The following is a 23,038-nucleotide window of genomic DNA, read 5'->3' on the forward strand; positions in this document are numbered from 1 at the left end:
TATTGTTCTTTTCAAATAAAGAGGTGAGGTAAGTCTGATTTGATTGGTTATTGCTAAATTTAAGGAAAATACTGATGCTTATAAAAATATATCAGTCAATTTTAAATCAAGTTTTATATAGTTATATCACATGAATCCGGCTGAAGCATATATTCTTAAACAAGAAGAGCCCTATAAATCTATTTTACTACAGCTACAGAGTGTTATTGAGGCTATTGTTCCTAATGCCCAATTGCTTTTTAAATGGCGTATACCTTTTTATTACAATAATGGTATTCCGTTATGCTATCTTAATAAGTCTAAAGACTATGTGGATTTGGCCTTTTGGCATGGTGAAAAACTCGATGAATATAGAGAGTATTTTGTTACAGCAAATCGAAAATCCGTAACATCACTACGCTATAAATCTGTTAAAGACATTGAAGATGAGGTAATTATATATGTTATTACAAAACAGCTTGAAATAAATACCAACCCTTTTAAATTGATATTGGGTTCAAAAAAACCTAAAAAGAATTAATCAATTTTCTTATAGCCACAAGATTTGTTAATAATCCTTCGAGATTATCAAGATGCAACATATTTGCACCATCACTTTTAGCATTAGAAGGGTCAAAGTGGGTTTCGATAAATAAGCCATCAACATTATTTACAACACCTGCTCTTGCAATTGTTTCTATCATTTCTGGACGGCCTCCTGTGACTCCTATTGTTTGATTAGGTTGTTGTAATGAGTGTGTGACATCTAAAACGGTTGGAGCAAACTGACGCATTGTTGGAATTCCTCTAAAATCTACAATCATATCTTGGTAACCAAACATAGTACCTCTATCCGTAATCCATGCATTTTCATTACCGGCATCCTTTACTTTTTGAACCGCATGTTTCATAGCTTCAGGACTCATAAACTGGCCCTTCTTAAGATTAACGACTTTACCTGTTTTCGCGGCAGCAACTACTAAATCAGTTTGTCTGACCAAAAAAGCAGGAATTTGCAACACATCAACATATTCAGCGGCCATTGATGCATCAGATATTTCATGGATGTCGGTTACAGTAGGAATATCAAAAGTTTCAGAGACTTTTCTTAATATTTTAAGTGCCTTTTCGTCACCTATGCCTGTAAAACTATCTATTCGGCTACGATTGGCTTTTTTGAAACTTCCTTTAAAAACATAAGGTATTTCTAATTTGTCAGTTATAGAAACGACTTTTTCGGCTATACGTAAAGCCATGTCTTCTCCTTCAATTGCGCAAGGACCACATAAAAGAAAGAAATTGTTTGAATCTGAATGTTTTATTTTAGGAATTGTTATCAAAGCTATTGACTTAACATATTAAGTCGCAAAGATAATATTTTAATGCCTAAAAAGAGGTTCAATTAAAATTGCTTCTGAATACTATTGCGTATCATCCATAATGCCATAACAAAATTACCTAAGATGATTAGTCCTATACTCGTTAGTACGGATGAAGAAGCTCCAAACCAATTGACTACATTTAAAATATCAAGAATATACGCTAATATCATGTATGAAGACACACATACAAATATGATACCTAAAGAAAAGTTGAGGTTTCGGTTTGGTCTAATAAGTTGCCATAAAAATGGTATACTAAATAATAAAATTGGATAGGCAGAAATCCCCTCAGTTCTGTTAGAATAAGTAAACCAATACAATATAACTGAGATAAAGTATAAATAAGGGATAAAACGAGTGTATTTACTAATTGCTTTCATCTGTTATTAATTATTAGGGTTCAGATGTAAATAGCCAGAAATTAGCGGTTGGTTGTGAAAAGGCTTTTTACTATTAATCAAATGAAGAACGTAAGATACGAACTCAAATTGTTTGAAAATGAAATAATAACATATAATTAACGATTTACACGTATTAAGACGTACCTTTGCACGCTTAAAATCAGCATCAGTTATGACTAAGATTAAAAACATCGCAATTATTGCTCACGTAGACCATGGTAAAACAACCTTGGTAGATAAGATTATGTACCATTGCCAATTGTTTCGTGAGAATGAAAACACAGGTGATTTAATTCTTGATAATAATGATTTAGAACGTGAACGAGGTATTACTATTACATCTAAAAACGTATCAGTTATTTACAAGGATACAAAGATTAATATAATCGATACGCCTGGTCACGCCGATTTTGGTGGTGAAGTAGAGCGTGTTTTAAATATGGCTGATGGTGTTTTACTATTGGTTGATGCTTTTGAAGGACCAATGCCACAAACAAGATTTGTTTTACAAAAGGCTATTGATTTGGGATTAAAACCGTGCGTTGTGATCAATAAGGTTGATAAGGAAAACTGCACGCCAGATGAAGTCCATGAAAAAGTGTTTGATTTAATGTTTGAACTTGGAGCAGAGGAGTGGCAATTGGATTTCCCAACTGTTTATGGGTCTGCTAAGCATAACTGGATGAGTGAAGATTGGCAACAACCAACTGATAATATTGAACCATTGTTAGATATGGTAATTGAGCATATACCAGAACCTAAAATTTCCGAAGGCTCAACACAAATGCTTATTACCTCTTTAGACTTCTCATCTTTTACAGGACGAATAGCTATTGGTAGATTGACTAGAGGTGGCTTAAAAGCAAATCAGCCCATATCATTGGTGAAAAGAGATGGTAGCATTATGAAAAGTAAGATTAAAGAACTACATACGTTTGAAGGATTAGGACGTAAAAAAGTTGACTCAGTTCAGGCAGGAGATATTTGTGCTATTGTTGGTTTAGAAGGCTTTGAGATAGGTGATACAGTTGCAGATTTTGAAAATCCAGAAGGATTAAAAACTATTGCAATTGATGAGCCCACTATGAGTATGCTATTTACTATTAATGATTCTCCATTTTTTGGTAAAGACGGAAAATTTGTAACCTCAAGACATATAAAAGAACGCCTAACTAAAGAACTAGAGAAGAACTTGGCACTAAGAGTTGAAGAAACTGACAGTGCAGATAAGTTTATGGTTTTTGGCCGTGGTGTATTACACTTATCGGTTTTAATCGAAACTATGCGTCGTGAAGGCTATGAGCTTCAAATAGGACAACCGCAGGTTATCATTAAAGAAATTGATGGTGTTAAGTGCGAACCATTTGAGGAAATGACTATAGATTTACCAGAAACAGTTTCAGGAAAAGCCATTGAAATGGTAACCATGCGTAAAGGTGAAATGCTTACCATGGAAGCCAAAGGTGATAGAATGGTGTGTGAATTTATTGTACCATCTCGTGGAATCATAGGTTTAAGAAATCAGCTTTTAACCGCAACTGCTGGTGAAGCTATAATGGCGCATAGATTTACGGAATATAGACCTTTAAAAGGTGGGATTCCAGAACGTCAAAATGGTTCTTTGGTATCCATGGAAAATGGTCAAGCAATTCCATACTCTATTGATAAATTACAAGATCGCGGTAAGTTTTTTATTAATCCAGGAGAAGATATTTATGAAGGTCAAGTCATAGGTGAAAACTCACGTGGAGATGATATGGTAGTTAACGTTACTAAAACTAAAAAATTAAGTAATGTGAGATCTGCTGGTGCAGACGACAAGGCAAAGATTGTACCTGCGATTAAGTTTTCATTAGAAGAGGCCTTAGAATATATTCAGAAAGATGAGTATGTTGAGGTAACACCAAATCATTTAAGACTTCGCAAAGTATTATTGAAAGAAGTAGATCGTAAACGATCAAAGAGTATTTAAGCAACTTATGGAGCTATTTGGCATCACTGGTACTGAATTTGTAGGCTATTTAGCCTCTTTTATGGTATTAATATCATTTACTATGAAAGATGTTAAGAAGTTAAGGCTTGTAAATATGACCGGTTGTGTTTTGTTTATTCTGTATGGGTTTTTAATGCCAAGTATACGAATAGGTCTACCTATTATTATAGCCAATGCGGCAATTTTAACCGTTAATATTTATTATTTGACTATTAATAAAAATTAGAAGTTTTATATTTACAAAAACTAGTTAAATGTATTTTCTTTATTTCGATCCAGGTTTAGGGGCAATGATAATTCAAGCTATTGTGGCTGCGGTTGCAGGAGTGGTTTTGTTTTCAAAAAATTTGATGTATAAAATCAAGGTGTTTTTAGGTATAGCTAAGCCGATGGAAGATGATGTGTTTGATGATATTGATGTTAAAGATTCTGATGTAGACAATACAAAATAAAGTGGATTCTAAAGCACTTCATTCTTCCTCATTTAGAGATCCTTCTGGATATGTTTTTATAGATAATGGCGAAATTAAGAGGGTGATAAACCCTATTTACTTTAAACAATATCGCGCACTTACAGATTCAGGATTTTTTAATAGTTTGATGGAAAATTCTCTATTGATTCCACATAAAGAGTTGTCACATTCAGAGAAGGAAATTATAGTTCAACCAGAACCTATTCCATTTATAACATATCCGTACGAGTGGAGTTTTAATATGTTTAAGGAGGCTGCACTTCTTACACTTAAGATTCAGAAATATGCTTTAGAAAAAGGATTTTCACTCAAAGATGCTTCAGCTTTCAATATTACATTTCATAAAGGAAGTGCAATTTTTATTGACACTCTGAGCTTCGATTTTTATCAAGAAAATGAACCTTGGCGAGCTTATAAGCAATTTATAACTCATTTTTTTGGGCCTCTTGTTTTAGCGCATTATCACGGAGCAGATCAATTAAAGTTAATGAGTAATTTTATTGATGGCATACCTGTTACTTTACTTAGTTCGCTTATTCCCAATAGGACAAAAATAAATCCCACGCTGTACAGTAATATCCATTTATTGGCCAAGCTTGAAGGTAAGCACAGTAAAGATTACAAAGGAGAAACCCAAGTTAAAGGTTTATCAAAAAAAGGATTGCTCAATATTATTGAGAGCTTATATAGCTACATCAAAAATTTAAAGCTTAAGGGACAAACAGAGTGGGCAGATTACTATGACAAGATTAATTATTCTGATGAGGCATTTAAGCACAAATCTGCAATAATTAATAGCTGGATAAATAATTTGAAACCGAAAACACTTATCGATGTTGGTGGAAATGATGGAACCTTTGTTAGATTTATTGATTTTGAAATTGAAGAAAATCTCGTCTGTGATATTGATAATAACGCGGTCGATGTTAACTATCTTAAGTTAAAGAAAAACAAGGAGAAGGATGTATTACCATTTGTGTTAAATGTTTTAAATCCATCACCTGCCATTGGTTTGAATAATAAAGAACGAAGTTCGTTTTTAGAGCGTATTGAACAGTATTCACCTGATGTTACAATGGCTTTAGCTGTGATTCACCATATGTCTTTGTCAGGTAATGTACCGTTTAAAGATTCAGCTAAATTTTTTAGTACATTTTCTAAAACTTTAATTATTGAATTTCCCAAACGAAATGATTCGTGGGTACAGCGCTTATTAAAGGCCAAGGGAGATTTTGAGTCGTATTTTGACTTTTACAACATTGATAATTTTGAAAAATCCTATTCAGAATTCTATGATATTATTGAAAAGCTTGAGGTAAAAAATTCTGAAAGAGTTATGTATTTAATGAAGAATAATGTTGACTAAAATTCAATTAAAAAGAAAAACAAAGCTTAATGCGAATAGAAAATTAATTGTTTTATGTGGTTTAGCATCAGGATTGTACCCTTTAATTTATCTTTATTCATCTAATTTTGCATTAATTTCATCATTGCATCAGTTTGTTGCTTTTTCAGTCATATTTTTAGTTTTACCCACCATCCTATTAGTAAGTCTGTATTATGGAAGTCAGTTTTTTAAAACTGGAAATAACAAAACACTTTTAGTGTTTACTTTCTTGAATTTAAGTATTTGTTGTTGCCTAATGCTTTATGCTACCTACGGATTTAATAAAAAGGTAATTGTCATTTTAATCTTTGTTTCATTCTTATTGGCACTGATTTTTAGTAATTACCTTGATAAAATAGTGAGATTTCAATTTTTGTTAGCTTTTGTTGGTTTATTGTTTCTTATGCCAACATTAATTGGCTGTATGGAATATAAAAATGATTGGTACGCTGACACCACCAAAGCTATTCAACCAGAATTTAAAAAGAAGCCTAACATTTATCTTATTCAACCTGATGGTTATGTGGGTTTTTCTCAAGTAAACCGAGGTTTTTACAACTATAATAATGAAGGGTTTAGAAATTTTTTAGAATCTCAAGATTTTACACTATATCCAAATTTTAGAAGCAACTACTATTCTACATTAAGCTCAAATAGCTCATTATTTACAATGAATCATCATTTTTATGGCTACACTAATTCAGACAAGGAATTATTATTTGCGCGAAATGTCATCGTAGGAGAAAATCCAGTATTGTCTATTCTTAAAAATAATGGTTATACAACCAATTTGATATTAGAAAACGGCTTTTTGCTCGTCAATAGGCCAAGAATAGCTTATGATACTTATAATATCTCACTTGATGAAATTCCAATATTGTCCAACGGTTTTGATATCAATAAGTCTGTTAATGTTAGCTTGCAAGAGTCCATTTCAAAATCGTCGGAACAACCAGAATTTTATTTTATAGAGCGCATATTACCTGGACATATAAGTACTTACAAACCGCATTCTAAAGGTAAAGAGATAGAACGATTAAAATATCTAGAAGAATTGGCAGAAGCTAATAAATGGTTAACTGAAATTGTAAATCTAATAACTAAACAAGATCCTAATAGTTTAGTAATTATTGCGGCAGACCATGGTGGGTTTGTAGGGTACGATTACTCTGCGCAATCTATTGAAACTCCTAATTCAGATGACCATATTCATTCTATGTTTTCTTCATTACTTGCCATAAAATGGCCGGCTGAAAAACCAGATTATAAAGATGAGCTATTAAGTTCAGTTAATTTGTTCAGGTTTTTATTTTCATATTTAAGCGAAGATTCAACAATTTTAAAGACCTTGCAAGACGACAAAAGTTATTTAAAACTTAATGATGATATTAATGATGGTTTGTTTGAAGTATTAAATAAATCAGGGACGGCATTAAAGAAGATAGACCATTAAAACATGTCTAATATGTTATTGAAATGATAAGTAAGCTAAGAAATAAGATAGACGTATTTATCAATAGTAAAAAGGACTACCCTTTGATAACCTTTTTAATTGTAGGACTTACGCCAGTGTTGTTTTATGGTTCAAACAATTATTGGGCAGTAAATTCTTGGTCGCATTTGTTGTTTTTTGTTTCAATCCTTTGTGCAATGGTTTTGATTCCTTTTTTGATATGGATATTTATTTGCAAGAAGACGAATTTTATAAAGAACAACGGTCATAAGGTATTGTTTTGGTTTGTTCTTTTAGCAGTACTCTTTTTTTTAACACATACGTATTTTTTATCCACGCTAAAACGTATATTTCTCTTTGGCTTTGTTGTTGCTTTAGGTTTTTTATTGCCTTTTGATGCCCGAAAACACTACAAAAAAATAATCGTTTTATTAGGAATATTTTCTTGTTTGTCAGTTTTAAGAGTTGCTATAAATACTTATGAGGACCTTAAGGGTGATGCTTGGTTACAACAACCAGACGATATTATAAACTTAAAATTAAAAGCAACACCAAATATTTATTTAATTCAACCTGATGGCTATGTTGCTGAGTCAGTTTTAAAACATTCACCATACGATTCCATTAGTAATTTATATCAATGGTTAAAGGACGCTAAATTTAAGATCTACGATGAATTTAGAAGTAATTATCCAGCGAGTTTAACTTCTAATGCATCCTTATTTGGTATGAAACACCATCGTTTTGGTGATATGCTGTTTCCTGCTATTGAAATGGCAAATGGTAGGGAGGCAATTACTACATCAAATCCATCCATATCTGTTTTAAACAATAATGGTTACACAACTTTTTTTATCGCACAAGACGAATATTTTCAACAAAACAGGAAGCAAGAAAATTATGATTATTTCAATATTTCCAAAGAAGATTTTCCATACATAACCAAGGGCGATAGTGAGGTGAGAAATGTTTTTGATGATTTAAAAAAAGCAATGAGTATAAAATCAGAAAACCCTAAATTTTTCTTTGTAGAGAAGTTATTACCACATCACGTAGGGTTTTATAAAACTGAAGAGTCTATCAAAAAAGAGCGAGATAAATATTTACAACGTATATCTGAAGTCAATCTATGGTTAAAGGAGGTCGTTGATTATATTACAGAAGAAGATGAAAATAGTATTATTATTATTTTAGCAGACCATGGAGGTTGGGTAGGGTTAAAAAGTTTTAACGATTTGTTTTCAAATGAAAGTCCAGCACTAATACACTCTATTTTTTCAAATATTGCTGCCATCAAATGGAATGGCCATTTAAAAGATGGATTTGACAAAGACCTAAAAACTAATGTAAATATGTTCAGAGTTTTGTTTTCGGTATTAAGTGAAGATTCAAAGTATCTAGATTATCTCGAAGATGATTCTAGTTATAATTTAAAATTAAATACCTTAGGACTCAAAAATGTTGTCAAAGCTATTGACGATAACGGTAATGTCGTAATTGTAAAAGAGAGTAACTAATAATAGAAACTAAAATTTTCACACATAATTACTGTAAAAAAATATACCAAAGAAGATGCTACTATCTGGAATAAATTTGTTGAAGAAAGCAATCAGCAAACATTTTTATTTCAAAGGGAGTTTATGGACTATCATAACGATAGGTTCACGGATTATTCATTATTGATTTATAAAGATGAAAAACTGTTAGCTGTCTTACCAGCAAATATTAATAATGATTCTGTTTATTCTCACCAAGGTTTAAGTTACGGTGGTTTAATACATTCAAAAAAAATAAAGACCAAAGATTATATTATAACAATCAAAGCCATATTAAACTTTTTGCAAGACAAAAGGATAAATGATTTAATCATTAAAGAATTACCTTTTATTTATCTAAATAACCAAATAAACAATCCTTTATCTTACATCTGTTTTAAATCTAATGCCAAGCTCGTCAGAACCGATTTGCATTCGGTGATAGATGTTGGTAATGTGTATTTTTCTAGTAGCAGAAAAGAAGGTTATAAACGTGGGATTAAATACAATCTAAAAGTTAAGGAAACGGAAAGTTTTGATTTATTTTGGAAGGAAATATTACAACCGAATCTTCAAACAAAGCACGGTGTAAAACCTGTACATAGCCTCGAAGAAATAACAGCATTGAAACTCGATTTTCCTAAAAATATAAGACAATTCAATGTTTACCATAATAACAAAATTGTTGGCGGTACTACTATATTTGAAAACGAAAATGTTGTCCATTGTCAATATATTTCGGGTAATGCCCAAAAGAATAAATTGGGAAGCTTAGATTATTTACATATTGAGTTGATCAAAACCATTTTTCCTCATAAAAAGTATTTTAGTTTTGGTACGTCAAATACTAATAATGGAAATAATATTAATGAAGGTCTGCAGTTTTGGAAAGAAGGCTTTGGGGCAAAATCTACAACTCAAAGTTTTTACAATATAAAAACAAAGAATCATCAACTCCTTGAAGATATATTTGTATGATTAAGTTTTTAGACCTACATAAAATAAATGACAGATTCAGAGATCAGTTTCATGAAGCATTAAATGAGGATCTTAATGACTCACATTTTATATTAGGAAAAAGCGTCACGAAATTTGAAAATGAGTTTAGTGATTATTGTGGTACGAGGTATTGTATTGGCACAGGTAATGGTTTAGATGCTCTTACTTTAATATTAAAAGGTTACATAGCTTTGGGTCAGTTGAAAGAAGGTGATAAAGTAATTGTGCCTGCGAATACTTTTATAGCGACCATTTTATCAGTAATTCATGCTGGTCTTACACCTGTCTTTGCTGAACCTGATAAGGCTACTTATAATATTTCAGCCGAATCTATTAAATCGGTTTTCAATGATGATATAAAGGCAATAATAGTTGTGCATTTGTATGGTCAACTGGCGGATGTCGATGCTATTAGCAAAGTAATTAAAGACAAGAATGTATTGCTCATTGAGGATGCAGCACAAGCTCATGGAGCTTCTTGTGAAAATGGTAGGGCAGGTAACTTAACTAATGCAGGTGCATTTAGTTTTTATCCAAGTAAAAACCTTGGTGCACTTGGTGATGGTGGAGCGATTGTTACGAATGATCCTGACCTAAATTCGGTAGTAAGGAAATTGTCAAACTATGGAAGTGATATTAAATACGAAAACCAAATTATTGGTTATAACAGTAGATTAGATGGGTTACAAGCCTCTTTTTTATCAATAAAATTACAATCACTCAATAAGGATAACGAGAGGCGACAAGAAATTGCCAGAATGTATTTAAGTGAAATTAAAAATCCAAAAATTCAACTTCCATTTTATAATAATAGTAATAATCATGTGTTTTATGCCTTTGTTGTAGAAGTTGAGGATAGAAACCAACTTATCAAATATTTGGAATCAAATGAAATAGGTTGGTTAATTCATTATCCGAAACCACCGCATAAACAAGAAGCTTTAAAGGTGTATTCAAAATTAAAACTACCAATTACTGAGAAGATCCATCAAAGAGTGATAAGTTTGCCTATAAGTCCCGTAATGACAAATGATGAAGTAAATCGTGTCATTGAAGTTTTAAACACCTATTAATTGAAGAAGTTTTTTGACTATATAAACACAGAGGTCTTAAATAAGGCGGCTAGTCTTAATACGGCAAATATTAGTGTTAAGATTATAGCTGGCATATTAATCTCAAAATTTATTGCTGTTTTTATTGGAGCAGAGGGAATGGCTCTCATAGGAAACTTGAGAAACTTCCTAAGTGCCGTTCAATCCGTCGCCATAGCAGGTTTATATAAAGGTGTTGTTAAGTTTATTGATAAGTTTAAAAATAATTCTATTGAATTAGGCAGAACTTTATCAACTGTTTTTTACTTAGGGTTTTTCTCTTCAATGCTACTGGCATTTCTTATTTATTATAATGCTGAATTCATTAATAGTTTAATATTTCAAGGTAATTATAAATACACTTATGTCATTGAGATTCTTGCAATAGTATTACCATTTTATGCCCTAAACATGTTCGTGTTTGCTATAATGAACGGTTTTTCAAAGTATAAAATACTTTTCATCATTAATATTATTGGTCAGGTGTTAGGCCTATTAGTAACCATTTTATTGATTTGGCAGGATAACATTGATGGTGCATTGGTTGCGGTTGTCATTACACCAGCTTTAAACCTTTTAATTTCAATTGTCGGCGTACTCTATAGAAAGAATTTAATGCATTATATTAAAATAACAGACTTTAGTTTTTCAATACTAAATAATTTAAGTCCATATATGATAATGGCACTAGTTTCATCTATTGCCATACCAATTGTTCTAATTATAATTAGAAATTATTTAATAACTGAAATTGGGTTAAAAGAAGCAGGCTATTGGCAAGCCATGAATCGTGTTTCTGATTATTATTTGATGTTCATCAATTCACTAATGGCGTTATATATTCTACCAAGATTCGCTGAAATAAATTCAAAGAAAGAATTTAGAAAAGAAGTATTTAGTTTTTATAAAACCATAATGCCCATTTTTGGGCTAATGCTTTTAGTTATATACTTAAGCAGGACTTTATTAGTGAGTATGTTATTCACTGAAGACTTTAAACCAGTTGAAGATCTGTTCGGATATCAAATACTGGGTGATTTTATGAGGGTATTATCCATGGTAATTGCTTATCAATTCCTTGCAAAGAAGATGTTTGCTCATTTCCTAATTCTAGAAATATTCCTTTTTATAATTATTTATTTTTCTAGTATATACTTCATAGATATATATGGCTTAAAAGGAGCTGTAATGGGCCATTGTCTCAGTTATTTTATGCATTTTGGAATAATATTACTAATTTTTGGTAGTTCTTTGTTCGGTGTGCTATCGGATGAAGGAATAGAGGATAATTAAATTAGAAATATTGAAACTTCCTGGCTTTATTAAGAATAATATTGTTTTAAAGATAACATCTTTGAATGCAGTTGTGATCTTTATAAGGCTTATTGTCTCCGTTTTTATTCAAAGACTACTAGCTGTTACTGTAGGTGAAGCAGGTATAGCAAATATTGGTCAAATTCGAAACATTATTGCTATGCTTTCAAGTACATCGACGCTTGGAACTTTTAGTGGGTTGGTAAAGTATGTTTCCGAATTAAAGGATAATCGCCCCGAACTCACAAAAGTTTTCTCTACTGCAACAGTTTTTCTTATAATTGGATCGATAATTTCTGCATTAGTGCTATTTATTGGTGCAAATTATTTTACGACCTATGTTTTTGGTACGGTTGAATTTGCATATGTTTTTCAGCTATTAGCAATTATAGTTCCATTTATTGCTCTTAGTAGGATCATAAATGGCGTTGTTAGTGGTTTATCGGATTACAAAAAATATGCTAAGATTGAGCTAATGAGTTATTTATTGGCTTCTGTAGTTTTAGTTTTTGGTCTTTACACTTATAATCTAAATGGTGTCATAATTGCTATTGCAATTGCTCCAATTATTCAATTAATAACACTTCTGATAATTTTTGGTAAAACCTTGAGTCGATATGTGAAATTTAAAAATTTCAAACTCAATTTAGATTATAGAAATAGTCTTTTAGCCTTCACATTAATGTCATTTATTTCGGCATTTCTTATTAATTTCATTGAATTAGAAATAAGGACCATTGTTACAGAGGATATAAATATTAATGAAGCTGGTTATTGGACAGCAATTAACTTTATTTCAAAAAATTATATGGTTTTTGCCACGGGTTTATTTACGCTTTATGTTTTGCCAAGATTTGCCAGTATCTACAATCGATCTGAATTTAATAAGGAGGTATTTAATATTTATAAGACTATACTGCCAATTTTCTTTGCTGGTATGGTGCTGGTATATCTATTGCGTAATTATATAATAGAATTGATCTATCCCAATTTCTTAGGGATGGAACCATTATTTAAGTGGCAACTATTAGGTGATTTTATAAGGTTATGTGCCTTGGTACTTGCATACCAGTTTTTAGCTAAAAAGTTGGTAAAAAGTTTTGTGATAACAGAGTTAATTTCTCTTGTTTTGTTTTACGTACTCACTAAAGTATTTATTGTTACATATGGAACTGAAGGTGTTGTAATTGCTCATTTTATGAGGTATGTAATCTATCTTATTGTAGTAATTATATTCATCCAGATATACTATAAGAAACAATCTAAGATTGATCCTCTATAGCATTAGACCATAATTCAAGATATTGCTTGGCACAATCAATATAATTGTGATGCTCTTCTACAAATTTTCGTCCATTTTTTGAAATCTTTTCAAGTTCATCAGGATTTTCAATTAACCATTTTAATTTAGAAGCTATACTTGATGCATCTGGTAAGGCATTAAGGGCAATGGTATCTGCTTCTACATTATAGTATTCTCTCCATTCTTTTTCGGCCCCTGTAAAGACTACTTTACCTTTTGCCATAGCCTCTAGTGCATTAAATCCTTGGTCATAGGCATAAACTTGATCTAATAATATATGAGCTCTATCAAAGCTTTTTATGTATTCCTTGTATGGAAGATTTCTAGTAACAATAATTTCAGCTTTGTCTTTGAATTTATCTCTGATCAAGTCTAAGGCATCATCAAAAATGTCATTCCCCTTTTTATAATAGTTGTAGGTATTTATTCCATGAAATATAACAACTTTGTCTTTGATTACAGGTTCTGAATATTTCAGTTCAGATGTGTCAATCGCGTGAGGAATCATGCCTAAATATTTATCATAACCAATTAAGGGTAAATGATAGTCTAAATCATTGGAGATAACACCTTTTATATTTTTAAAAATATGTTTGTGTAACTCAATATGCTCATCTGTAATGTAGCTTAAAGCGGGTGAAAAGTCTTTTTTTGCACCTTTGTTTTCAAAGTACGGTGTAAGAATAGAATACCTAAATTTTTTATTATAGGCATATGCTACACTAGGGTAATCAAGGCCACACGAAAGAAGAAAAAGACTTTTGTTCCAATTCTTTAGCCAATCAAATATTTTTTTTTGATCCTCGCGAGTAAAATCAAATGGAGCTTCATTAATAAACTGAACAATATCAAAACCTGAAAGGTCTTGTTTTTTAGATTTAATTTGATGTTTTATGCTCTTTGCAGAAATGTCATATCCAAATAATTTAATGATTAAAGCTCTAAGCTTTTTAAAAGTAAAATTAGTGTAAGGATCTTTGATTTCAATATCTACGTCAACTTTTTTAAAGCCATCTCTCATACTCACAACTATGGCTTCATGGCCGAGTTTTTCAAGCCCTTTTTTAATATTCCATTGAGCTCTATTATATTCTCCAAAAAGTAAAACTTTCATTTAATATCTTTACCATCCAATTAATATGCAAAGTAATCATAAAAAAAGAATATGTATTGTCACTCGTTCATTAAGTGAAGGTGGTGCAGATAGAGTAGCTTCATTGCAATCTATTCTATTAAATAACTTAGGTTATCAAGTATTCATAGTTACTATTTTAAATAGTGTCTCATATCCCTACAAAGGTGAATTATTCAATCTTGGCGCCATTAAAGAGAAGAATGATACCATTTTAGGTAGATTTAATAGGTTACTGTTATTGAGGAAGTTTTTAAAAAGTAAAAAAATAGACATAGTTGTTGATCATAGGGTTAGAAAAAAACCTTTTTCAGAATATATTATATCTGCTCTTGTTTATCCAAAAAAGACCATTTATGTAGTGCACAACCATGCTATAGATTTATATTTCCCACCTTTTAAATGGTTGACAAAACTTGTGTATAAGAAGTCAAAAGCCATAGTATCAGTGTCAGGGAAAATACAAAATTTAATTTTTAAAAAATATGGCTTTAGACATCTAGAAACGATTTATAATCCGGTTGATTTAGACTATATAGACAAACAGAAGATAGAATCGGTTACTATAGAATCACCATATGTTTTTTGGTATGGAAGATTTGAGGATGAACAAAAGAATTTATCACTCTTAGTGGACTCATATAATGATTCAAAATTAAAATCTCAAGGTGTTAAGTTAGTACTTATGGGCAATGGAAAGGATAAAGACAAAATTTTATCTAAAGTAGGGGAATTAGGATTAACAGATACTATAGTTGTTTTACCCTTTTCAAGCAATCCATTTCCGTACATTTTTAACTCAAAATTTACTGTTTTAAGCAGTCGATTTGAAGGATTTCCCATGACGGTTTTAGAGTCATTGGCATGTGGTATACCTGTTGTAAGTGTAAGATATGATAATTATGAGGATGGTGTTTTAAAGCATAAACATAATGGGGTATTAGTTGAGAATCATAATTCAGGAGCATTGGCTAAAGGACTAAATTTACTTGTAGGTGATGAAAAGTTATATCTTAGCTGTTGTGAAAATGCCAGAAAAAGTATTGAATCATTTTCAATGGAAGCTATAGCATTGCAATGGAAAAATTTAATTGAAAAATAAATATGAACTCAACAATAAAAGACATACAAATTATTGAAATACCTAGGGTTCACGATGAAAGAGGTCTTTTAGCTGTTATTGAAGGTGCTACAATCCCTTTTGATATAAAACGTGTTTATTACTTGTATGATGTTCCTTCCGACGCCTTTCGTGGTGGTCATGCACACAAAGAATTGAATCAGCTTATAATACCTCTTTCTGGAAGTTTTGATGTACACTTAAAGGATGGTAGAGATACGGAAATTGTCAATTTAAATAAGCCACATAAAGGGTTGTTAATAGTACCAGGTATTTGGAGGGAAATCGATAATTTTTCTTCTGGCTGTGTCTGTTTAGTTTTGGCATCTGCAAAATATAATGAAGACGATTATATTAGAGATTTTAACGAATTCTTAGCCTTTAAAAAGGCTTAAATACAAGCTGTTTTTAACTAAATAAAGTCTAATTTTATTTAGTAACTTAAGAATAAAAGTTGGTGTCTTTAAAAACAATTTTTGTTTCATATTTAGATTTTTGAAATCAATTATTTTTAAGGTGTCCTTGTAGATTTTTATTTCACCATTAATTTTTGTTCTTAAGGCTAGTCCATATCGTTTTAAATCTAGATAATGACTTAAGCTAGAATTTCCTTTTTCATAGTCTTTGAAAGAACTAAGAAGAATAAATCTTGCGTCATTATCTTCAATTTTACCTAAGCTATTGTCAATAGACTTGTTATATATCATGGTTTGTTTCGGATTAAAAATTATGGGTTCCTTTAATGCAATTCTAATCCACAAGTCTAAATCTTGACTACTCAAATATATTGGATTAAACATGCCATAAGATTCAAACTTTGATTTTGCTATTGAAGAAGCGGAAGTCCAAACAATAGTGTCTTTGAGACTTGCTTCAAAAAAGTCCTTGAGGATAAAAGGAACATTACTTGTTAATTGGATATTTAATTCTGCAGGAGCTATGTAGGTCTGACTATGTTTTATCAGGTAATTATTTGCATAAAGTCCACTTTTAGGGAATGCTTTTATACTTTCGTGTAAACACTCAAGATGATTTGATTTCCAAATATCGTCTGCATCTAAAAATGCAAGGTATTGTCCTTTTGAAAAGGTTGCAGCATTATTTCTAGCTTTGCTTGCACCTTGGTTTTCTTGATGGAATAATCTGATTTTATCAGACTTAAATCCTTCAGCTATTTTCGAACTTTTATCCGTTGAACCATCATTAACAATTACAATTTCATAATCATTAAAATTTTGCTTCAAAGCACTTTCTAAGCAGTCAGCGATGTAGTCTTGTTTGTTATAAAGCGGTATAATTACTGAAAAAAACGGCATTCTACGAATTTGATATTAAATGATTTGCAATAGTTTTGGAAGACACTAAATTTTTATCTGTTATACCACCTTTGAGCATTACTGAATTATAAAGTGAATTTTTAAACCTATCAATTTCTAATTTGTTAGGTGTCTTTGTTAGCGCTATTTGTAATAATTCGCCAACCTCTTCTTTATAATTAATTTTAGTACATACTTTATCATTGTCATAAAATGCATTGCCAAGAACAACTACGGGTTTATATTTAAATATAGCTTCAATACCAACAGTTGAATTGTTAACGACAACAATCGTGGCATTTTCAAGTGCATCGTCCAAGGATGAGAAATTGTCAATTATGATATTATGGTCTTCAATATAGCTATATACTTCTTCATCATATTTTCCAATATAGAGCGGGTGTTCTCTAACTACTAATTTGAGAGAAGTTGGTAGATTCTCTGATAAGTCCTTAATTATTTCCAGATGCGAATTATAAATAGGACTATGATAGATCATGTTAACATCTAGTGGTATTTGCAAGGCAAAAAGAACATAGTCTAATTTGTAAATGTCAATAAGCGATTTATGCCTCGATATTTTCTTTTTATATGTATTGATGTCCGTATGTTTGAGATCCGGAGGGTATAATTTTGACTTTTCAAATAGCTTCATAAATAAAATATCAAAGCCACGATAAAATGGGGATCTTGAATATTTCACCGGTTTTGAATTATCATTAGATTTAGACGGAATCGTATTTTCTACTGAAGAGTTCTTTCTAATACTTAGGTTGGCATTAACACCTTGGTCATCAAAGAATGTTGTATTAAAAGGGCCCTGCTCTATATAAAACACCTTCACCCCTTTTTGCCTAGCCAAGGCAACTGCTATTTCTACACACATTCTTGAATCGCTAATGGATATCAAAAAATCAGGTTTTTGACTTTCAAAAAAGTTGTTGAAAAAATCTATATATGCCAGTGATTGATATTGTAAATCTGTTTTAGAGATATTTTTGTTTAGACCTAAATGAAACTGAATAAATTCGTTATAATTTATACCTTGATAAGTATTACCATCCTTGATTATACTTTGGTAGTATTTCTTTTTAAAGTTTACTTTGATCCATACACTGAAAGAAATAAAACAACTGTATTTAAGTCTTAGTAACGTATATAAAAACCCACTGAAATGAATACTAATGATCTTTAATGAAGAGTTAGTTTTAGATTTTAACTCCTGATTTATATCCAGATAAAATCTAGAAAATTTATCTAAAGTACTTATGCAGATAATCTTCATTATTTAATACAAAAACCTATTATTATTAGATGTACAATGTAACTAAATTATAAATGATTCTCAAAGAGAAGTCTTTTAATGAATTTAACTTAAATTGCATTTTTTATATATGAATGGAAAATTATAGTATACAAGACATTGCTAATCATATTTATAGTAGAATCAATGCTCAAAAAGCTGAGATAAAATTAGCTTATGAAAGTTCAAAAGATGGAATAGGGTTTTTCTACATAGATGACCTTTTACCATTAGAATTGGCCTATAGGTGTTATGAGGTATTTCCAAAAAAGGAAGAAATGCGTTGCTTAAATAGTATAAGAGAGTATAAATATGTTTCTGCACAAATGGATAAGCACAATCCACTATTAGAAAAAGTTATTTATGCTTTTCAATCGGATAAAATAGTAAGTCTTATTGGTGAGATTTGTGGAATAAAAAAGCTCTTTGCGGATAAGAGTTTATATGCTGGTGGTTTATCATTAATGGCTAACAATAATTTTTTAAATCCACATTTAGACAATTCCCATGACGCAGATAGAGAAAGATGGAGAGTACTCAACTTACTTTATTATGTGACGCCAAATTGGAATTTAGAAAATGGAGGTCATTTAGAAGTTTGGCCAAATGGTCCTAAAAATGATCCAGTACTTATTGAAAGTAAATTTAATCGTTTAGCTGTTATGGCCACACACGATACTTCGTGGCATTCGGTAAACAAGGTTGTTTCAGAAGAAGCTGCCAGATGTTGTATTTCAAATTATTATTTTAGTTCAGATCCCTTGAAGAAGACAGATAAATTTCATGTAACTAAATTTCGAGGTAGACCAGAAGAAACTTTAAAGAACATTCTTTTAGATGCAGATGCACAAGTTAGAATGTTAATTAGAAAAATCTTTAAAAAAGGTATACGTAAAAACCCACATGTTTATAATGATAGAAAAGATAATTAACTTTTTCTCTGCACCACTTCAAAGACTTTGTTTTCATCGCATTTAAGCGTTTTACTTGGATATTTTAAAAGTAATGCATAATCATGGGTAGCCATTAAGATAGTATTACCATTTTTATTGATATCCTGTAATACTTCCATAACTTCAATACTGGTTTGAGGATCTAAATTACCAGTAGGTTCATCTGCTAATATCAGTTCTGGGTCATTTAATAATGCTCTTGCAATGGCTATTCGTTGTTGTTCACCACCTGAGAGTTCATGAGGAAACTTAAATCCTTTTGTCTTCATGCCTACTTTGTCCAAAACACTCTCAATGCGGTCTTTTATTTTTTCCTTTTGTTTCCAACCAGTCGCTTTTAAAACAAATTCAAGATTTCCGTTAATCGTTCTATCAGGTAGTAGCTTAAAATCCTGAAAAACAATGCCTAGTTTTCGTCTCAGAAAAGGAATATCCTTTTCTTTCATCGATCTTAAATTAAAGTCAACAACAAAACCATCACCTTCTGTAAGTTCTAAATCTCCATAGAGAGTTTTCATAAAGCTACTTTTTCCACTTCCAGTTTTACCAATAAGATATACAAAATCACCTTTTTGCATTTCAAAATTAACATTGGAAAGGACCATGCTTTCACCTTGGTAAATTGTAGCATCTTTAAGTTGTAAGACCGTGTCGGACATAAATGGCTTGAAATTTGTTTAGTGTAAAAGTATTATTAATAAAATCAATTATCAAGTAAGTTAAAATACATTAACGGCAATTTGATTTTTTTAATATGTCAGTTTAATATTTAATAAGTCAGTTTATAATTATAACAGAATTCTACCGTTATAGGTTTTGTATTAAATTATATTTGATTCATCACAAATTATTAATCAAAAAACGAAATCAATGCTATTATCAATAAGACGACTCTTTATTGTTTTTTTTGCGTTTTCAATATTTGGTTTTGCTCAAAAGTCAGCAATATACACCAGTGATTTACAAGACTATCAAAAGGCATTAACGCTATTTAATAACCAACAATATAAAGCGGCTCAATCATTATTTGACGATATTAAATATACTACAGATGATGCCGTTTTAAAATCGGACTGCACATATTATATAGCCAATTGCGCGGTTAGATTAAATCAACCAAATGCAGATGATTTAATTACTGAATTTGTTGAAGAATATCCAACAAGTACTAAGAAGAATACAGCATTCTTAGATGTAGCAGATTATTATTTTGAAAACTCCAAATTTGCATATGCGCGCAAATGGTACGAGAAAGTAGATGAGTTGAGTATTGCAAGGTCTGAGCGCAATAGATATTATTTTAATTATGGCTATTGCCTTTATTCAACTGGTAGTAGAAAGCAGGCGACAAAATATTTGAATAGAGTTGTAAATTCAAAAGAATATGGTTCACAAGCCAAATACTATATTGGATATATGGCTTATGAAGGTGATGATTACGATACCGCCAATGAATATTTTGATCAGGTAAGTGATAATGAAAAGTACAAGGAGAAACTTTCTTACTATCAAGCCGACTTAAATTTTAAACTAGGGAAGTTCGAAAAAGCCATAGAACTAGCTGAGGTACAATTACCAAATAGCGATGCCAATGAGAAATCAGAATTGTCAAAAATTATTGGTGAGAGTTATTTTAATCTTGAAAAATATACTGAGGCCATACCTTTTCTAAAAGCATATGAAGGTAAAAGAGGAAGATGGACTAATACTGACTATTACCAATTAGGATATGCTTATTACAAGCAAAATGATTTTGAAAGTGCAATTTCAGAATTCAACAAAATTATAGATGGTAATAATTCTGTAGCTCAAAATGCCTATTACCATTTAGGAGAAAGTTATATCAATCAAGACAAAAAACAGGAGGCATTGAATGCTTTTAGAAATGCCTCACAAATGGATTTTGATTTAAAAATACAAGAAGATGCTTGGTTGAATTATGCAAAAATCAGTTATGAAATTGGTAACCCGTACCAATCTGTTCCTCAGGTACTATTTGGTTACTTAGAGAAATATCCAAAGACTGTGTTCAAGGAAGAAATAGAAACGTTACTGATTGATTCTTATATCACCTCAAAAAATTATAAGGAAGCTTTAATACTACTAAAGGGGAAAAACAGTTTTGAAAATAAAGTAGCTTATCAGAAAGTGGCATTTTTTCGTGGAATAGAGTTATATAATGAAACTAAATACAACGAGGCATTAGATATGTTCAACAGTTCATTAAAAGAACCAAGAGATCCTAAATATGTTGCAAAGGCTACATTTTGGAGGGCAGAAACTGAATACAATCTTGCAAATTTTAACGATGCATTAATTGGATTTAAACAATTTGCTGGTATGGATGAGGCATCTTCTTTGCCTGAGAGCGATAATTTGAATTATAATCTGGCATATACTTATTTCAAATTAAAAGACTATAACAAAGCTTCGGAATTTTTCAATGAATATATCAATGGCGGTTTAGAAGATAGATTGAGAAGAAATGATGCCTACTTAAGATTAGGTGACGGTCATTTTGTCTCTAGCAAATATCGAAAGGCCATTAACGCATATGATAAGGCGATTCAAATCAATGAAATTGAAACCGATTATGCCTCCTTTCAAAAGGCGATGAGTCATGGTTATTTAGGAAAAAGCAGTACCAAAATTAATGAGTTGAAGACTTTCATTAATGGCTATCCAAAATCTGCATTGAGAGATGATGCTATGTATGAGTTGGCTAATACCTACGTGAAATCTGGTAATGCAGATGAAGCAATGGCCATGTATGATCAATTGAATTCAGAGTATAAAAGAAGTGCCTTTGCATCTAAGTCACTTTTAAGACAAGGTTTGGTGTACTACAATGCCAGTGATAATGAACGTGCGTTAAATAAATTCAAAAAGGTTGCTAAGGATTTTCCTGGATCTGGTGAAGCAGTACAAGCGGTTTCTACTGCACGTTTAATTTATATTGATTTAGGCAGAGTAGATGAATACGCAAATTGGGTTCGCACTTTAGACTATGTTGAGGTAACAGATGTAGAGTTAGATAATACGATGTATTTGGCTGCTGAGAAACCTTACCTAGAAAATGATACTGATAATGCCATTCGTCAGTTTAATAAGTATTTAAATCAGTTTCCTAATGGAATTCATGCTTTAAAATCTCATTTCTACTTGGCTCAAATGTATTACCAAAAAGACCTATTTGAAAATGCACAACCACATTACGAATATGTCGTGGAAGCCTCAAAAAGTGAATATACGGAGCAGGCTACAGTAAAATTATGTGAGATTTATTTAATCGATTCTAATTGGAGTAGAGCAATACCTGTTTTAGAAACATTAGAAAACGAAGCGGATTATCCTCAGAACAAATTATATGCACAGTCTAATTTAATGAATGCATATTATCAGTTAGATGATTACAATAAAGCTGAAACATATGCCGACAAGGTCTTGACAAATGCTCGATTGGATAATAAAATAAAAAGTGATGCACAACTTATCATCGCCAGATCGGCCATAAAAACAGGAAATGAATCTAAAGCAAAGGATGCTTATGCTCAAGTTCAGAAAAATGCTACTGGTAATGTGGCTGCGGAAGCACTTTATTACAATGCCTATTTTAAACATAAGGAGGGAAGGTTTGAAGCCTCCAACGCAACCATTCAAAAATTAGCTAAGGATTATAGTAGTTATAAATATTACAGCGCAAAAGGTTTGGTTATAATGGCAAAGAACTTTTATGCTCTTGACGATGCTTTTCAAGCTACCTATATTTTGGAAAGTGTAATCTCTAACTTTTCAGAATTTGACGATGTTGTCAATGAGGCAACAATCGAACTCAATAAAATTAAAGCTGAAGAAGCAAAAACAAATTCATCAATCGAGACAGAAGGAAATTAGGAATGTAATT

At 31.2% G+C, this 23,038-nt stretch carries 21 protein-coding genes; 15 read left to right on the forward strand and 6 right to left on the reverse strand.

Going from position 1 to position 23,038, the window contains the following annotated elements; translation table 11 throughout:
* The first annotated feature begins 130 nt into the window (after positions 1-130).
* Positions 131-520: a DUF1801 domain-containing protein gene (locus ACFWV9_RS02870; protein ID WP_411893727.1), complete on the forward strand. Its 390-nt coding sequence runs from the start codon at positions 131-133 to the stop codon at positions 518-520.
* Here ACFWV9_RS02870 and kdsA read toward each other — a convergent pair.
* A complete protein-coding gene (kdsA, locus tag ACFWV9_RS02875) occupies positions 507-1,325 on the reverse strand; it encodes a 3-deoxy-8-phosphooctulonate synthase (RefSeq protein ID WP_411893788.1) in 819 nt (272 codons plus the stop codon). The genes ACFWV9_RS02870 and kdsA overlap by 14 nt on opposite strands.
* 56 nt (positions 1,326-1,381) lie before the next feature.
* The gene (locus tag ACFWV9_RS02880; RefSeq protein WP_411893728.1) at positions 1,382-1,741 is read right to left on the reverse strand and encodes a hypothetical protein; all 360 of its coding nucleotides are present in this window, start codon (positions 1,739-1,741) and stop codon (positions 1,382-1,384) included.
* Between the two features lie 193 nt (positions 1,742-1,934).
* Between ACFWV9_RS02880 and typA the strand changes: the two genes are divergently transcribed.
* The 10 genes from typA (at position 1,935) to ACFWV9_RS02930 (ending at position 13,289) form a co-directional block, all read left to right on the forward strand.
* Positions 1,935-3,734 (forward strand): translational GTPase TypA, encoded by a 1,800-nt coding sequence (typA, locus tag ACFWV9_RS02885; protein ID WP_411893729.1) that lies wholly within the window; start codon positions 1,935-1,937, stop codon positions 3,732-3,734.
* 7 nt (positions 3,735-3,741) lie between these two features.
* Positions 3,742-3,981 carry a uroporphyrinogen decarboxylase gene (locus ACFWV9_RS02890; RefSeq protein WP_411893730.1) on the forward strand — a complete coding sequence of 80 codons (240 nt, stop codon included), beginning with the start codon at positions 3,742-3,744 and terminating at the stop codon, positions 3,979-3,981.
* Positions 3,982-4,009: 28 nt separating this feature from the next.
* A complete protein-coding gene (locus ACFWV9_RS02895; protein ID WP_411893731.1) occupies positions 4,010-4,207 on the forward strand; it encodes a hypothetical protein in 198 nt (65 codons plus the stop codon).
* Between the two features lies 1 nt (position 4,208).
* The gene (locus tag ACFWV9_RS02900; RefSeq protein ID WP_411893732.1) at positions 4,209-5,594 is read left to right on the forward strand and encodes a class I SAM-dependent methyltransferase; all 1,386 of its coding nucleotides are present in this window, start codon (positions 4,209-4,211) and stop codon (positions 5,592-5,594) included.
* Positions 5,584-7,068 carry a hypothetical protein gene (locus ACFWV9_RS02905; protein ID WP_411893733.1) on the forward strand — a complete coding sequence of 495 codons (1,485 nt, stop codon included), beginning with the start codon at positions 5,584-5,586 and terminating at the stop codon, positions 7,066-7,068. Before ACFWV9_RS02900 ends, ACFWV9_RS02905 begins: the two co-directional genes overlap by 11 nt.
* Positions 7,069-7,091: 23 nt before the next feature.
* A complete protein-coding gene (locus tag ACFWV9_RS02910; RefSeq protein WP_411893734.1) occupies positions 7,092-8,585 on the forward strand; it encodes a sulfatase-like hydrolase/transferase in 1,494 nt (497 codons plus the stop codon).
* A gap of 123 nt (positions 8,586-8,708) precedes the next feature.
* Positions 8,709-9,581 (forward strand): GNAT family N-acetyltransferase, encoded by an 873-nt coding sequence (locus tag ACFWV9_RS02915; protein WP_411893735.1) that lies wholly within the window; start codon positions 8,709-8,711, stop codon positions 9,579-9,581.
* Positions 9,578-10,675, forward strand: a complete 1,098-nt coding sequence (locus ACFWV9_RS02920; RefSeq protein ID WP_411893736.1) for a DegT/DnrJ/EryC1/StrS family aminotransferase — start codon at positions 9,578-9,580, stop codon at positions 10,673-10,675. Before ACFWV9_RS02915 ends, ACFWV9_RS02920 begins: the two co-directional genes overlap by 4 nt.
* Positions 10,676-11,986, forward strand: coding sequence for an O-antigen translocase (locus tag ACFWV9_RS02925; protein WP_411893737.1), 1,311 nt, complete (start codon positions 10,676-10,678; stop codon positions 11,984-11,986).
* A 10-nt stretch (positions 11,987-11,996) separates the two neighbouring features.
* The gene (locus tag ACFWV9_RS02930) at positions 11,997-13,289 is read left to right on the forward strand and encodes an O-antigen translocase (RefSeq protein WP_411893738.1); all 1,293 of its coding nucleotides are present in this window, start codon (positions 11,997-11,999) and stop codon (positions 13,287-13,289) included.
* On the opposite strand, the gene ACFWV9_RS02935 is transcribed toward ACFWV9_RS02930, so the two are convergent.
* Positions 13,270-14,424: a glycosyltransferase gene (locus tag ACFWV9_RS02935; protein WP_411893739.1), complete on the reverse strand. Its 1,155-nt coding sequence runs from the start codon at positions 14,422-14,424 to the stop codon at positions 13,270-13,272. The two genes, ACFWV9_RS02930 and ACFWV9_RS02935, sit on opposite strands and share 20 nt — an antisense overlap.
* A gap of 25 nt (positions 14,425-14,449) precedes the next feature.
* On the opposite strand from ACFWV9_RS02935, the gene ACFWV9_RS02940 reads away from it, so the two are divergent.
* A complete protein-coding gene (locus ACFWV9_RS02940) occupies positions 14,450-15,544 on the forward strand; it encodes a glycosyltransferase (protein WP_411893740.1) in 1,095 nt (364 codons plus the stop codon).
* A 2-nt stretch (positions 15,545-15,546) separates the two neighbouring features.
* The gene (locus ACFWV9_RS02945; RefSeq protein WP_411893741.1) at positions 15,547-15,957 is read left to right on the forward strand and encodes a sugar 3,4-ketoisomerase; all 411 of its coding nucleotides are present in this window, start codon (positions 15,547-15,549) and stop codon (positions 15,955-15,957) included.
* Here ACFWV9_RS02945 and ACFWV9_RS02950 read toward each other — a convergent pair.
* Both ACFWV9_RS02950 and ACFWV9_RS02955 read right to left on the reverse strand, forming a co-directional pair.
* Positions 15,937-16,878, reverse strand: coding sequence for a glycosyltransferase family 2 protein (locus ACFWV9_RS02950; protein ID WP_411893742.1), 942 nt, complete (start codon positions 16,876-16,878; stop codon positions 15,937-15,939). The genes ACFWV9_RS02945 and ACFWV9_RS02950 overlap by 21 nt on opposite strands.
* Before the next feature lies 1 nt (position 16,879).
* A complete protein-coding gene (locus ACFWV9_RS02955) occupies positions 16,880-18,163 on the reverse strand; it encodes a hypothetical protein (RefSeq protein ID WP_411893743.1) in 1,284 nt (427 codons plus the stop codon).
* Positions 18,164-18,276: 113 nt separating this feature from the next.
* Between ACFWV9_RS02955 and ACFWV9_RS02960 the strand changes: the two genes are divergently transcribed.
* Positions 18,277-19,113: a 2OG-Fe(II) oxygenase gene (locus ACFWV9_RS02960; RefSeq protein ID WP_411893744.1), complete on the forward strand. Its 837-nt coding sequence runs from the start codon at positions 18,277-18,279 to the stop codon at positions 19,111-19,113.
* On the opposite strand, the gene ACFWV9_RS02965 is transcribed toward ACFWV9_RS02960, so the two are convergent.
* On the reverse strand, positions 19,110-19,793 hold the full coding sequence (locus tag ACFWV9_RS02965; protein ID WP_411893745.1) for a cell division ATP-binding protein FtsE: 684 nt from the start codon (positions 19,791-19,793) through the stop codon (positions 19,110-19,112). The two genes, ACFWV9_RS02960 and ACFWV9_RS02965, sit on opposite strands and share 4 nt — an antisense overlap.
* Positions 19,794-20,004: 211 nt before the next feature.
* Between ACFWV9_RS02965 and ACFWV9_RS02970 the strand changes: the two genes are divergently transcribed.
* Entirely contained in the window at positions 20,005-23,028 is a 3,024-nt protein-coding gene (locus tag ACFWV9_RS02970) for a tetratricopeptide repeat protein (RefSeq protein ID WP_411893746.1), read from the forward strand.
* The last annotated feature ends 10 nt before the right edge of the window (positions 23,029-23,038 follow it).

Origin of the sequence: Winogradskyella sp. A2 (genome assembly GCF_046762865.1) — a bacterium.
Lineage (GTDB): Bacteria > Bacteroidota > Bacteroidia > Flavobacteriales > Flavobacteriaceae > Winogradskyella.

Excerpts from the sequence above, each read along its gene's own strand:
- ACFWV9_RS02890 (WP_411893730.1), top strand. The coding sequence starts at position 3,742 with ATGGAGCTATTTGGCATCACTGGTACTGAATTTGTAGGCTATTTAGCC.
- ACFWV9_RS02935 (WP_411893739.1), bottom strand. The coding sequence starts at position 14,424 with ATGAAAGTTTTACTTTTTGGAGAATATAATAGAGCTCAATGGAATATT.
- ACFWV9_RS02970 (WP_411893746.1), top strand. The coding sequence starts at position 20,005 with ATGCTATTATCAATAAGACGACTCTTTATTGTTTTTTTTGCGTTTTCA.
- ACFWV9_RS02955 (WP_411893743.1), bottom strand. The coding sequence starts at position 18,163 with ATGAAGATTATCTGCATAAGTACTTTAGATAAATTTTCTAGATTTTAT.
- ACFWV9_RS02965 (WP_411893745.1), bottom strand. The coding sequence starts at position 19,793 with ATGTCCGACACGGTCTTACAACTTAAAGATGCTACAATTTACCAAGGT.
- ACFWV9_RS02915 (WP_411893735.1), top strand. The coding sequence starts at position 8,709 with ATGGACTATCATAACGATAGGTTCACGGATTATTCATTATTGATTTAT.
- ACFWV9_RS02950 (WP_411893742.1), bottom strand. The coding sequence starts at position 16,878 with ATGCCGTTTTTTTCAGTAATTATACCGCTTTATAACAAACAAGACTAC.
- ACFWV9_RS02945 (WP_411893741.1), top strand. The coding sequence starts at position 15,547 with ATGAACTCAACAATAAAAGACATACAAATTATTGAAATACCTAGGGTT.
- ACFWV9_RS02920 (WP_411893736.1), top strand. The coding sequence starts at position 9,578 with ATGATTAAGTTTTTAGACCTACATAAAATAAATGACAGATTCAGAGAT.
- ACFWV9_RS02880 (WP_411893728.1), bottom strand. The coding sequence starts at position 1,741 with ATGAAAGCAATTAGTAAATACACTCGTTTTATCCCTTATTTATACTTT.
- typA (WP_411893729.1), top strand. The coding sequence starts at position 1,935 with ATGACTAAGATTAAAAACATCGCAATTATTGCTCACGTAGACCATGGT.
- ACFWV9_RS02960 (WP_411893744.1), top strand. The coding sequence starts at position 18,277 with ATGGAAAATTATAGTATACAAGACATTGCTAATCATATTTATAGTAGA.
- ACFWV9_RS02940 (WP_411893740.1), top strand. The coding sequence starts at position 14,450 with ATGCAAAGTAATCATAAAAAAAGAATATGTATTGTCACTCGTTCATTA.
- ACFWV9_RS02910 (WP_411893734.1), top strand. The coding sequence starts at position 7,092 with ATGATAAGTAAGCTAAGAAATAAGATAGACGTATTTATCAATAGTAAA.
- ACFWV9_RS02895 (WP_411893731.1), top strand. The coding sequence starts at position 4,010 with ATGTATTTTCTTTATTTCGATCCAGGTTTAGGGGCAATGATAATTCAA.
- ACFWV9_RS02870 (WP_411893727.1), top strand. The coding sequence starts at position 131 with ATGAATCCGGCTGAAGCATATATTCTTAAACAAGAAGAGCCCTATAAA.
- ACFWV9_RS02905 (WP_411893733.1), top strand. The coding sequence starts at position 5,584 with ATGTTGACTAAAATTCAATTAAAAAGAAAAACAAAGCTTAATGCGAAT.